This is a genomic window from Vibrio syngnathi, assembly GCF_002119525.1.
GTDB classification, from domain to species: Bacteria; Pseudomonadota; Gammaproteobacteria; order Enterobacterales; family Vibrionaceae; genus Vibrio; species Vibrio syngnathi.
On record NZ_CP017917.1, the window covers coordinates 354,826 to 367,547 of the forward strand.

The window sequence follows — 12,722 nt, forward strand, 5'->3', positions numbered from 1 at the left end:
CTATGATGCAAAAATATGGAAAAGAATAAATTTTGCTCAACAAGATGGAGACGTTGGATGAAAACAGAGTACTTAGGCGATGTTTTACAAGGCAGGCAGGTTGTTGGCTCTTTGAATGTTGAAGACCTACCGATTGGAGAGCATCAGTTTTGGTTCCAAGTAACCAGTGATGGGTTAGGGCAACCTAAGAACATGCCAGTCTCTGTTTTCAAAGGTAGTCAAGAAGGCCCGAAGTTGATGATCACTGCCGGTATTCACGGTGATGAGCTAAACGGTGTGTTGGCTGCTCAGCAAATTATCCGAGATTTAGTAGGCAAAACATTAAAAGGCACGGTGACAGTTGTACCAACTGTGAATTTGTCTGGCTTGCTTAACCACAGCCGCGATTTTATCTCTTCGGATCCGGGCTCTTGCCCTGCCAACCTTAATCGACTCTTTCCGGGTGATGCGCATGGCTTAGCCGCGGAGCGATTCGTCGCATCTCTGTGGGATCGCTTACTCAAACACAACGCGACATTTGCTGTTGATCTACATACCCAAACTCGTGGTGCGGTGTATCCACTTTATGTGTTTGCTGATTACCGAGTAAAGCAATGCTTGGAGATGGCGAGGTTAATGCTGCCCGATTGTGTTCTTAATGATCCCGGCGATCCGGGTATTCTTGAAACGGTCTGGAATCGAAGTGGAATTCCGAGCATTACAGTGGAAGTAGGGATGGGGAAATTTACTCAACCTGACATGATTCAACGAGCCGTAGATGGTGTTTTTAATATTCTTTCTTACTACGAGATGCTTGATGCTGAAGGTTTAAGAGACAAAAAGCCACTGCCGAGTATAGATTGGATAGAGGGCAATAATGTAGTGTCTATCCGCGCTGATATTGGTGGATTTGTGTTACCTCAGGTCGAGCTTTTACAAAGCGTAGAGCAAGATGATCTTTTGGCGATTCAATATGACGCTTTTGGTAACGAATGTCGTCGCTATCATGCGCCGTCTGCCGGACGTGTACTTAGCTATAACGTGGATGCATTAAGGGAGCCTGGGGCGCTTGTCTGTCGACTATTGAGTTGAGATGCTCTTCGGCGGGCGTCTCTTTGTCAATCTGGCGCATCGTCATTTGAAACGTGTAAAAAAAAAGACCGAGCAGGGCTCGGTCTGATAGCTTTTCTCTGGAGTAACAGCTTTTAGCGTAACTAGTATCGCTTTAAGATCTCGATGATCTCTTGCTCTGTTTCCGCTGCGATAATGGCATCAATGTCATCATCATTTTGGAACAACTCTGATAGCGCCATAATAGTATGGATATGGCTATCTGAGTCCATCGCTGCCAGAGTGATTGAAAGGTAAACGTCACCGTTGTCTTCCGACTCTAAATCAACACCCTTTTTGAATACTGTCACCTGCAGTGATGCTTCGTTCACACCATCTTCAGGACGAGCATGAGGCATCGCAATCTTTGGTGCTAGAACATAGTACGCGCCGATGTCTTTGTGCTTTTGCTTGATAGCTTCAACATAGCTTGCTTCAATTTTCTTGCTTGCTAACAGTGTTGAACAGGTTAAATCAATCGCAGCATCAACCGTTAGGTTCTCTTCAGAGTTGATGATAACGCCTTGGTTACCGATTAAATCGAATAGGCTCATGAAACAATCCATCCTAGAATCAGACCAACAACACCGAAGTCGAAGTCAGCAAATGTTGTCGCTTCAAGCCCAAGACCACCCAGTACTGGAAGTAGTAGCATTGGTAGGAAAGAGATACACAGACCTTGCGTGAATGAACCTAGAATTGCACCACGTAGACCGCCAGTAGCGTTACCGTAAACACCTGCCGCACCACCTACGAAGAAGTGTGGAACCACGCCAGCTACAATGATTGTCCAACCAAGCGCGCCTTGAACAGCCATTGCTAGTAGACCTGCCGCGAAAGAACAAAGGAAACCGATAAGTACCGCGTTTGGCGCTACAGGGAATACCATAGGGCAGTCTAGAGCAGGTTTTGCCCCCGGAACTAGTTTGTCAGAAATACCTTTAAATGCAGGAACGATTTCAGCAATCAGCATCTTCACACCTTGCAATACGATGTAAACACCACCTGCAAAGATTAGAGATTGCATGAAGGTAAACACAACCCAGTTTTGACCGCTTGATACTGTTTCTACAAACTCGCCGCCCGCAATAATAGACGCAAGCATGAAGAAGATAGCCATTGTTGTTGCTACGGCTACTGGCGTATCACGTAGGAACATTAAGCTTTTAGGAACTTGGATGTCTTCTGTTGATTTTGATGTGTCACCGAATTTGCTACCAATGAAGCCAGACACGATGTAAGACAGTGTCGAGAAGTGACCGATAGCCAGTTGATCAGTACCCATCACTTTTTCAGTGTACTTTTGGCCTAGCGCTGGCATCACAACCATTAATGTACCCACAATGATTGAGCCGATTGCGACAAGAGCTGTGCCTTCAATGTTTGCTGTAGACAGAATTACTGCTACCAGCATAGACATGAACATTGTGTGGTGACCCGTTAAGAAAATATATTTTAAAGGAGTAATTCGAGCCAATAAAATATTCACAACGAATGCGAAGAACATAATTAGAGCCATTTCATAACCGAATGCTTCTTGTGCTAATGCAACAATTGCTTCGTTATTTGGAATAACACCACTTACGCCGAATGCTTCAGTAAATACAACTGAGAAGTTATTTAATGCGCCAACAAGAGCGCCAGCACCAAAACCTAAAATTAGGAAACCCATTACGGTTTTAATTGTGCCTTTTAGAATAGTAGAAATATCTGCTTTTTGTGCAACAAGGCCAATGAAAGCAATTAAACCTACCATGATTGCTGGCTCTTTTAATAAGCCGAGCATGAATTCGAAAAAGTTTTGCATAATTTGACCTTACATGAAAGTTTTTAGTTGTTCTTCGATTGATACTTTGTCAAAAATATTTTTAAGGCTGATGATGTTCTCTTTACCAGCGTCTTTTAGTTGGTTTGCAACGTCTGTTGCTGCAACCCAAATATCCGCATTGCTTGATGCTGCAGATGATAGATCTTCGTGATCAACTTCTGCTTCGAAACCGATTTTTTTAGCGACTTCTTTTACTGCCATTTCCATCATTAGAGAAGTACCAAGGCCGTTACCGCAAACTACAAGAATCTTTTTCATAATATTTGTCTCAATTGGATTTTAGGGGTTGAGAAACTGCGTTCTCTTGTTGTGTGGGAGAATAGTAATGGAAATATTGAGATTTCAATAAGATCTCCATCACAAAGGTAAAATGAGATTGTGATGAAGATCTCGTTATTTTGTAGTTAAGATCCAGAGTGAGACTTTGATCAAATTTAACTTTTCACACGAATATGCAACGTATCTATTGAGAAAGGTGGGGGTAAATGTATTTGTCTATTGAAATGTAAATATATAGAGGGTCTGTTGAAGAAAATAGAGAATTAATCGTATCGACCGTAGTCGGTAAGCATTTTCTTAAGCATGCTATTAACGTCTTTGGTCTTTTTATTTCTTTTAGTCAGTTGGCTAAGAGAAGTCGGTTTTGGCGAGGGAGCATTTTCACCATCTATTTCTTCGGTTTTATCTTTCATTTTCTGTACAGCAGGCAATAACATTCTAATTTCTTCGTTATTGGCATTAGTCAGAACCACAATATTTTCGGATTCAACTTGGGTAATGGTTAATATTCCATGCTTAACGGATTCAACCTTTTCACCAATCATAATTGATTCAGGTGCGACAGAGCGATCGGTTAACTGACCTGTACGTAATTTCGCCGCACTGATAGCGCGGATATTTCCGGTGTTTTCAAACGCGACAATAACAGTATAGGTATTATAATACTCAACTACTGTCACATAGCCGTGTCTATTTGTTTTGAATCTAGCTCCATTGTTCATGTCGTGCGGAGCTTCCATTTTCTTCACGTGTTTCCTCTCTTAGTCTCGATGGCTGTTATATCTAATCAGCCCTTCTCGTTTTATAGATAATGTATGGGTGAGATAATACAAAGTATATACGCATCTAAACTGAAGATGAATCTTGAAGTCATAGTAAATGAGGGAGAACACAGAAAAGTAGTAATAATCACACAGAATTAACCAAGAGATTACGCTGCTTTCTACATAGGTGAACATATCACATTCATTTCATGGTCTTCATTTACAACGCCTGTAGCTTAAAGTTTTATTGGGTAATTACTCAATAAATCCAACCTGATATGTGAGCCAATTTATATAAATAAGAATTATATAAATTATTGATTTAATGAATGTTTACTGATTAAGACAATTTTTGTTAGAACACCATCTTCAAAACAATAAGATAGGTAAATCTAATGACAAAACTCGTCAGTTTGCTCCTTGCCACAATCACGCTAGGGCTTTCAGGTTGTGCAACGGTATTAACTCCAGAGCAGAGTGCGCCACAATTGAGTGTCGTACCTCAAGAAAAAGCACTGACTATTGCAGTGATCGATAAACGCCCATACGTTTTAGACCAAGATAAAGAGCCAAAGTTTGAGGGCATTATCCGTAGTTCTCTCGGTATTCCTTATTCACACAACACGGCGACACAACAGCCGATGTCTCAGTTTTTGACGGATAGACTCGTTGCAGGATTAAAGAAGCAGCAAGTGACAGTGGACTCAGTAGAGACGACACCAAACCAAAACATCACTAAAGTCGTTGAGCAGATGAAAGCGTTCGACAATAAATCGATGATGTTCGTCTTGAATGAATGGAAATATGATTTCCACGCGTTTACAGATAACTCTTGGTACAACATTAATGTGATTATTTATGATGAAGCCGGTAAGAAGTTACTGAGTAAAAACTTCCAAGGCGAGAACGATGTGCCAGATGGAGGCGTGATCATTAATGAAATGCAGCTTATCTATAAACAACGTTTCGAAGAAATCTTCCAAGACGTTGAAGTGAAAAGTGCATTGCTAAACTAGTTACAGGTACTTTCTTTTATATTCTAGAAAAGCCACGTCCTGTGGCTTTTTATTTTAACAATCGATTTAGTTAACTTATTTTTGCCTGCCCCCGTCGATCTCGCCGATAAACACTGCGTTTTGTTTAATCCTTGACCGCGCGAACGTTTGCGTCAAAAAATGTGATGAAAGTCTCACTTAACTGTTTATACTTCTTTTCCGGTTTTAAGCCGGTGCTTAGCCAATACAAGCCGTCACATGGATATGTGAATGACCCCACGGACCGGACCAGCTACGTTCCACTGCTTGTATAAGGTGATTTTTACATGAACAACTCGTTGTTACATTCGCTAACCCTGTTAGCTCCTTCATCGCGTAGCGTTTTGCTTGCGGTTCTTTGTCCTATTCCTTTGATGTCATTCGTTTGGCTCATGTTCACTCTTTAAGGATTACTAGGACACATTATGAATATTCTATTTGGTTTTGTCGGTGTTCTGGCACTGATTGCTTGTGCGTACCTGCTATCTGAAAGTCGTTCTTCGATTAACTGGAAAACAGTCTCTCGTGCACTATTACTTCAAATCGGTTTTGCTGCTTTGGTGTTGTATTTCCCTTGGGGACAATTGGCGCTAACAAGCCTAAGTAATGGCGTTTCTAGCCTGCTTGGTTTTGCAGACGCTGGTATCGCATTCCTTTTCGGCGACCTTGCAACTGAAGGTTTCATTTTCGCGATACGCGTACTTCCAATCATTATCTTCTTCAGTGCTTTGATCTCTGCACTTTACTACCTCGGCATCATGCAAAAAGTGATTCAAATCTTGGGCGGAGCGGTGCAAAAACTGCTCGGCACCAGTAAAGCTGAATCCTTGGTAGCGACAGGTAATATTTTCCTTTCTCAGGGTGAGTCTCCTCTTCTTATTCGTCCATTTTTAAAATCTATGACTCGTTCGGAACTGTTTGCTGTAATGGCAGGTGGTATGGCGTCGGTAGCGGGCAGTGTACTTGGTGGTTATGCTGGCCTTGGTGTAGAGCTTAAATATCTTATAGCAGCAAGCTTCATGGCGGCTCCAGGTAGCCTGTTAATGGCGAAGATCATCGTTCCTGAGCGCAGCACACCAAGTGACTACGACCATATCGAACTCGATAAAGCTGACCAAAGCAACGTAATCGATGCATTGGCAAGCGGCGCGATGAACGGTATGAAAGTCGCAGTGGCTGTCGGTACTATGTTGATTGCATTCGTGAGTGTGATTGCGATGGTTAACACTGGCCTAGAAAGTCTAGGTGAAACGTTCGGTTTTGCGGGTATTACACTGCAAGCAATCTTCGGTTACCTGTTCTCCCCTCTAGCGTGGCTGATTGGTATCCCGAGTGATGAAGTATTAATGGCGGGTTCTTACATCGGTCAGAAGATTGTAATGAACGAGTTTGTTGCTTTCATCGACTTCGTTGAGAACAAAGCGTTGTTATCTGAACACAGCCAAGTAATCGTTACTTTTGCTCTATGTGGCTTTGCTAACATTGGCTCTATCGCAATTCAGCTGGGTTCAATCGGTGTTATGGCACCAGAGCGTCGTGCTGAAGTGGCAAACTTAGGCTTGAAAGCAGTCGCTGCTGGTACGCTTGCAAACCTAATGAGTGCGTGTTTAGCGGGTATCTTCATCTTGCTTTAAGCTAGATTTACCCAAAACAGCTAGATTCAGTTAAAGCGGACATCTTTCTTACGGATTCAACGTGAAAAGGGTGTCCGCTTTTTTGTGCCTGCTCGTTAAGTTGATTCAGATTCAAACTCATCTTTTATTGCCTTGCTGTGTGGCAGGCTCACTCTGAAGAGTAATAGAGCAAGCCTGTTTTATCCGATATACTTGAATATCATTAGGTTGCGATTAATAGCATTCTGCTTCGATTAAGAAAATCCGGTTTCTATTAAGAACACTCGGCTTCGATTAAGAATACGACAACCAAGCTCAAATTTATCAAGGGTCTCTCCATGAACATGCGCGTTCTCATCGGTCTTATTGCTACCTTCATTGGCTTGTTTGCGATGGTTTATCTTATTGCTGGTGGCACTCAATTTCCTATCTATCAGTGGCCGCAAGAAGCGTATCTCGGTTTGGTGTTTAGCGTAGTATGGGGCACTGGCGTCGCAGCATCGGTGGCTTATGTCTTCTCAGCTTTGGTGTTTGTGACTGTCGCGGTGGTTTGCTATGCGATCGGTTATAAAATCGGTGGGCTCTTTTCTTCAAGTTCTAAAGCTTAATTTCACTAAGGTGTGTTGATGTTCATTGAAGTGAGATTTGTTTGAATGCACTGGCTCGATCGTTGGAAAGTGTATCGCTATCATCGAAAACAGGCTAACCGCTCGAATGGCGACAAGGCTAAAGCTTTAGGGTGGACCGGCGAAGAGAGCCAATTGTGTCGCTTTGAAGTGATTGCTCGTTCGGCTGACTTCGAAAAGAAGAGTGTCTTAGATTTGGGTTGCGGCTATGGCGAGCTGTTTGAATTGCTCGACAGTATCTATCGAATTCAGTCTTACACAGGTGTTGACCAACATGCAGGCTTTCTAAAAAAGGCTAAGCAGAACTATACAGAAGCTCGTTGTCAGTTCTTGTCGGGTGACATGAGCCAAATGAGCCTTGAGACACACGATGTGGTTATCGCCAGTGGTTCATTGAATTACATCTCTCGCGACTCCGATTATCTGACTAACATGATTACTCGTATGTATGAATTGTCGAATCAGACGGTGATTTTTAATCTTCTCAACTCAAGCCAATACCCTTCACGTAACACTTTGATGAGTTATCACCCTCAAGGCGTATATCGCTTTTGTAAAACGCTCTGTGACGATGTTTCCTTGATCGAAGGGTATGCGGAAGGGGATTTCACGATAGTAATGAACAAATGCGAGTCAGGGGCTTGATGCCGTCTTTATCTTGATACTAGTACCGTCGTAGCAAACATTGAAAAGCCGCATGCCATGGAAGGTATGCGGCTTTTTGGATCCTAAAATCAACTTAGGTATTACTGCAAGTGCTTCAGCGGTTGGTTTTCAACTAATCCATAAGGAATGTTAGTAAACACTTTTGGGTTGCCTTCATAAGTCGGTGCTTCGTTCACTTGTTGCCAATCGAGTAACATAATCGCGAGTACGTTGCGGTGTTCCCCATACTTGAGGTCAAAATCACCGGTGACCGAAGGGATCATACCTTTTGTCTTATCGATAGAAGCTTGGATTGCGAGCCGAGTTTTCTCTACTACTGGGTCATTCTCTAGTCCGGCTAATAAGAAGGTCAACCCAACCTCAGCAATCACATCTTCTTTTGCTCGTAACAGGATTGTATCGATGTTCTCTCTGAAGTAATCGTAGATCCATTGGTGTTCTTGTTCGCTTACTTGATGCTGGTAATACTCTGAATCACCAAAGATGACATGTGTCATACCATAGATCTTATTACCGAATTGCTGGCTTGAAAGTTTCTTATCTTTATTGTCTGGGTACGCTTTCTTGAAGGTGTCGACGAACTCATTAACGACATCTTGTTCACCCAATTGACGCAGCCAATAGACCTGATTCGCCAATTGAGCAGCCCATGCTTTCACCATGTCTTCGTTAGTAACGTATCGTGAAAAGTCATAACGGCGAATAATTTCACGTAGTTTGGCATCATTCTTGTGTTCTAAACCGTACTCATTGGCGCGTGCCATAGAGCCGAGAAGGTCAACACCAAGGTATAGATATTCTGGCATGTGCTTGGTGATGTTGTAGCGTCGAACACTACGTTCATCGCTGTCGCCAACATAGGAAGCAACACGCTTTTCTGAGTACAGTACGATTTGTTCCATGGTGTGAACATCATTCGATAGGCGGCTGAGCTTACTTGCTACACGTGCCATATCACTCCAAACCGCGGCAGAATATTTGTCGTCTAATGTTTGTCGATACATACGCAAACCATAGTGACCCTCTTTGAAGGCGGGCAGGGTATAAAGTTGGCTTTCGTAGGTAGTGCGAATGAGGTCTGCAGACTGTTTGAAAGACTGTTCTTGAGAGGGAATAATATCAGCTTGTGATTGAATCTTTGGTACGTTTGTTGCTTGCTTGTTCTCTTGTATGTTAACAGTCTGTTGTGTGTCAAAAGCCGTTAGCGTATCTGAAGTAGTGTGTGCGTGAACCGCAACCGCAACTGAGATTGATAACAATGTGCACAGAGTTAGCGTTTTTAGCTTCATGTTCGTAAGGTACCAAGCTGATTGATTGTGAGTATAAAATAACACCCATGAATCTTTCAATGTAAGGTTTTGGTCAATACATTGTAAGCTTTAATAAGATTGATTAGATATTTGGTTCAGTAACCAATGTGTCTAATGGCTTTTAAGTGATGAATAACTCAATAATGAAATGAGAACTAGGCTAACTGTATGTATTTAAATAGCTTGACGGCATACTTAAAGAGTTAGTCTGATATGAGAAAATTTAAAAAACAAAAAGGTTTAGGGGGTCTGAATGCCAAGAGGTTCTAGCAAGCAATGGCCTGCCAAATTATTATCTTTACTGTTTTTTTTAGTGGTAATGAGTGCTATCGAGTTTTTTCACTCTAAAGAATTATCCTACCTGAAAGATGAATCCTACTCAGAGGCAAAAAAGCAGCTATCGATCATTCGTTCTCGAATAGAAGCCACGATTGTTTCAGATATGTATATCCTCAATAATTTTTCTACTCTTGTGACGATAAACCCTGACAGCGATATGAAAAGTTGGGACAAGATTGCTGAGAATATCATTCGAGATGGGTTCCACATTCGTCTGATCGGTCTGGCCGAAGATGACATCCTAAATTTCGTCTACCCATTGGAAGGTAATGAGCAGGTCCTTGGTATTGATTATCGAGACCATCCAACCCAGTGGGAGTCGGTTGAAATAGCGCGAAATATTGGCAACACCTTCATTGCCGGTCCTTTTGAGTTGTTTCAAGGTGGTCAAGCTCTCATTACACGTACACCTATTTTCAGGGACCCGCCTTTTAACCAAGACTATTGGGGTGTATCCAGTGCCGTGATTAGTTTAGACGAGCTGTTTGAAGATGTCGGAATTGGGATAATCGAAAATAAGTACCAACTCGCGATTCGTGGCGCAAACAGTTCGGGTAAAGATGGCGCGGTCTTTTATGGCACTCAGGATGTATTTGATAATGCATTTGCTACCGAACAGGTGAGCTTCCCATACGGTGGTTGGTACCTTGCTCTCGCTGGTAATGATCATGTATTAATGGATGTGCCTTGGTATCGAATTCAAGCGGTGAGGTTAGTCGGTTACACCCTCATGTTAGTGCTGGCGTTTGCCTTCTTTACTATTTATCGCCTGTACCGAATTGCAGATAGCCGTTCTATGCATGATGAACTCACCATGTTACCTAATCGCCGATACTTTATGTTCAGCCTAAAGCAGGCGTTTAAAGTCATCCAAAAGCAGAGAGCAAGAACCTTTGCTGTGGTAAATATCGATCTTGATGGGTTTAAAGCGATCAATGACACTTTTGGGCATGCGGCTGGCGATCAGGTGCTTATTGAGTGTGCTAAGCGCATTAAGAGCAAGTTACGTGGTTCAGATATCGTTGCGAGGATCGGTGGTGATGAGTTCTTAGTTTTGCTGCCACGTATCATCGATGACCAACATGTCTCTTCGATTGTAGCTAAACTTCGAAGAGCAATATGTAACACCCCTGTCGTTTATGATGCGCACTCGATTTATCTTCGAATTAGCGTTGGTTGGGTAATTCATAACAATAACTACAGTGATGTCGATGCACTACTCAAAGCAGCTGATGAAAAAATGTACGAACAGAAACGACAAATTATGTAGGTCGAATTAGAGCTGTGATTAGAATTTAGTTGCTGAATGTGGGGAAAAGCCTCAGAATACCGCGCTTTGCTCTTTATCAATCCTATTGATGAGCGAAAGCTGTAGCAACGACTTCTTTCTGCGCGTTGCTCATACTAAATGTTATTCAACTGAGAAAATAATCTATGAGTTTTACCTCCCTGGGCCTTTCTGAACCGATCCTTAAAGCTATTGAAGCACAAGGTTACGATAAGCCATCACCAATACAAGAGAAAGCCGTACCAGCTGTCCTAACGGGCAAAGATGTTATGGCCGCTGCTCAAACAGGTACAGGTAAAACTGCAGGCTTCACGCTACCTATTCTGGAAATGTTATCTAAAGGCCCTCGCGTACGTCAAAACCAAGTACGTGCGCTAGTGCTAACACCAACCCGTGAGCTTGCTGCGCAAGTGAATGGCAGCGTAGTGAAGTACGGTATTAACTTACCTCTTACTTCTACGGTGGTGTTTGGTGGTGTGAAAATTAACCCTCAGATGCAAAAACTGCGTAAAGGTAGTGATGTACTGGTAGCAACACCAGGTCGTCTACTTGACCTATATAACCAAAATGCTGTGCGTTTTGATCAACTAGAAATTCTAGTGCTAGATGAAGCTGACCGCATGCTAGACATGGGCTTCATTCGCGATATCCGTAAGATCTTGGCTTTTCTACCTAAGAAGCGCCAGAACCTACTGTTCTCAGCGACGTTCTCTGATGATATTCGTGGCTTGGCTAAAGGCTTAGTCAACAACCCAGTTGAAATCTCAGTAAGCCCTGCAAACTCAACGGCACCAACTGTTGAACAAAGCATTTATCCAGTAGATAAAAAGAAAAAAAGCGCAATGCTAGCGAAGCTGATCAAAGATAATGATTGGCGACAAGTGCTCGTGTTTAGCAAAACGAAACACGGTGCGAACAAGCTTTCTCACTTCCTTGACGAGCAAGGTATCTCGGCGGCACCTATCCATGGTAACAAGAGCCAAGGCGCACGTACTAAAGCATTAGAGAACTTTAAAACAGGTAAGGTACGAGTACTTGTAGCGACCGATATCGCTGCTCGTGGTATCGACATCCCACAACTGCCTCAAGTGGTTAACTTCGACCTTCCAAACGTATCAGAAGATTACGTTCACCGTATTGGTCGTACTGGCCGTGCTGGTGAAGTTGGTAAAGCAATTTCACTGGTTTGTGCTGATGAAGTGGGTGAACTGTTTGGTATTGAGCGCCTTATTCAGCAAGTGCTTGAACGTCGTGAACTTGAAGGTTTTGCACCTGTAAACAAACTGCCTGAATCTCGTTTGGATTCGCGTCCAATTAAGCCTAAGAAGCCGAAAAAGACACGCGAACACTCGGATGGTCAACGTTCTGGTGACAACGCTCGTGGACACAAACCAGCAGGTAAGAACAAACGTCATGTATCTGGTTCAGGTTCTGCTCCTAAGCGTAAGCCTAATGCGAACAAGCCTAACTCAGGCAACAAAGCTTCTGACAGCAACTCTGCAGGTGATGATAAATCTTTAAGAAATAATGGCAGTAACTATAAGCGTGGTAATGCGGCAAACAAGCCTTCTACGAATAGTTCTGGTAAGCCAGCTGGTGCAGGTAAACCTAAGAAGTCTGGTTTCGGTGGCGGTAATAGCTCGAGCAAACCAGCAGGTAATAAGCCTACAGGTAACAAACCTTCACTATCTAGAAGCCGTTCTAAGCCTGCACCTCAGAAATAGTAGATCTTTGGTAGACTGAAAGGTTGAGAAGATAGCTTTATAGCGGTTCAGTAACGAGAACTACTTTTTAAGAAGGTTCTCGTTCATTTGCGAATTTCTGTAATTTGACTCGAATAAGCGCGAATATTGAATTTCAATGTTCGCGTTTTTTTATGGGTGTAA

General features: G+C 42.7%; 12 protein-coding genes. 7 read left to right on the top strand and 5 right to left on the bottom strand.

What is annotated here, in order from left to right; all coding sequences use genetic code 11:
• The first annotated feature begins 57 nt into the window (after positions 1-57).
• Positions 58-1,071: a succinylglutamate desuccinylase/aspartoacylase family protein gene (locus K08M4_RS16480; RefSeq protein WP_086050676.1), complete on the top strand. Its 1,014-nt coding sequence runs from the start codon at positions 58-60 to the stop codon at positions 1,069-1,071.
• A gap of 122 nt (positions 1,072-1,193) precedes the next feature.
• Here the strand turns inward: K08M4_RS16480 and K08M4_RS16485 are convergent, their stop codons facing one another.
• The 4 genes from K08M4_RS16485 to K08M4_RS16500 form a co-directional block, all read right to left on the bottom strand.
• The gene (locus tag K08M4_RS16485; RefSeq protein WP_009845709.1) at positions 1,194-1,643 is read right to left on the bottom strand and encodes a PTS sugar transporter subunit IIA; all 450 of its coding nucleotides are present in this window, start codon (positions 1,641-1,643) and stop codon (positions 1,194-1,196) included.
• Positions 1,640-2,896: a PTS ascorbate transporter subunit IIC gene (gene ulaA, locus K08M4_RS16490; RefSeq protein ID WP_004729966.1), complete on the bottom strand. Its 1,257-nt coding sequence runs from the start codon at positions 2,894-2,896 to the stop codon at positions 1,640-1,642. Before ulaA ends, K08M4_RS16485 begins: the two co-directional genes overlap by 4 nt.
• Positions 2,897-2,905: 9 nt before the next feature.
• Positions 2,906-3,175, bottom strand: coding sequence for a PTS sugar transporter subunit IIB (locus tag K08M4_RS16495; RefSeq protein WP_086050677.1), 270 nt, complete (start codon positions 3,173-3,175; stop codon positions 2,906-2,908).
• A gap of 284 nt (positions 3,176-3,459) precedes the next feature.
• Positions 3,460-3,936, bottom strand: a complete 477-nt coding sequence (locus tag K08M4_RS16500) for a hypothetical protein (protein WP_086051494.1) — start codon at positions 3,934-3,936, stop codon at positions 3,460-3,462.
• A 419-nt stretch (positions 3,937-4,355) separates the two neighbouring features.
• Between K08M4_RS16500 and K08M4_RS16505 the strand changes: the two genes are divergently transcribed.
• The 4 genes from K08M4_RS16505 to K08M4_RS16520 all read left to right on the top strand — a co-directional run bounded on the left by K08M4_RS16505 (position 4,356) and on the right by K08M4_RS16520 (position 7,878).
• A complete protein-coding gene (locus K08M4_RS16505) occupies positions 4,356-4,976 on the top strand; it encodes a YajG family lipoprotein (protein ID WP_086050678.1) in 621 nt (206 codons plus the stop codon).
• 443 nt (positions 4,977-5,419) lie between these two features.
• Positions 5,420-6,628, top strand: a complete 1,209-nt coding sequence (locus K08M4_RS16510) for a NupC/NupG family nucleoside CNT transporter (protein ID WP_009845705.1) — start codon at positions 5,420-5,422, stop codon at positions 6,626-6,628.
• 317 nt (positions 6,629-6,945) lie between these two features.
• A complete protein-coding gene (locus K08M4_RS16515) occupies positions 6,946-7,215 on the top strand; it encodes a hypothetical protein (protein WP_086050679.1) in 270 nt (89 codons plus the stop codon).
• A 45-nt stretch (positions 7,216-7,260) separates the two neighbouring features.
• A complete protein-coding gene (locus K08M4_RS16520; RefSeq protein ID WP_086050680.1) occupies positions 7,261-7,878 on the top strand; it encodes a class I SAM-dependent methyltransferase in 618 nt (205 codons plus the stop codon).
• A 101-nt stretch (positions 7,879-7,979) separates the two neighbouring features.
• On the opposite strand, the gene K08M4_RS16525 is transcribed toward K08M4_RS16520, so the two are convergent.
• A complete protein-coding gene (locus tag K08M4_RS16525) occupies positions 7,980-9,188 on the bottom strand; it encodes a DUF3541 domain-containing protein (RefSeq protein ID WP_086051495.1) in 1,209 nt (402 codons plus the stop codon).
• A gap of 274 nt (positions 9,189-9,462) precedes the next feature.
• Here K08M4_RS16525 and K08M4_RS16530 point away from each other — a divergent pair, with 274 nt between their 5' ends.
• Together K08M4_RS16530 and K08M4_RS16535 are read left to right on the top strand one after the other, a co-directional pair.
• Positions 9,463-10,818 (top strand): diguanylate cyclase, encoded by a 1,356-nt coding sequence (locus tag K08M4_RS16530; RefSeq protein ID WP_086050681.1) that lies wholly within the window; start codon positions 9,463-9,465, stop codon positions 10,816-10,818.
• A gap of 164 nt (positions 10,819-10,982) precedes the next feature.
• Positions 10,983-12,560: a DEAD/DEAH box helicase gene (locus tag K08M4_RS16535; protein ID WP_086050682.1), complete on the top strand. Its 1,578-nt coding sequence runs from the start codon at positions 10,983-10,985 to the stop codon at positions 12,558-12,560.
• The last annotated feature ends 162 nt before the right edge of the window (positions 12,561-12,722 follow it).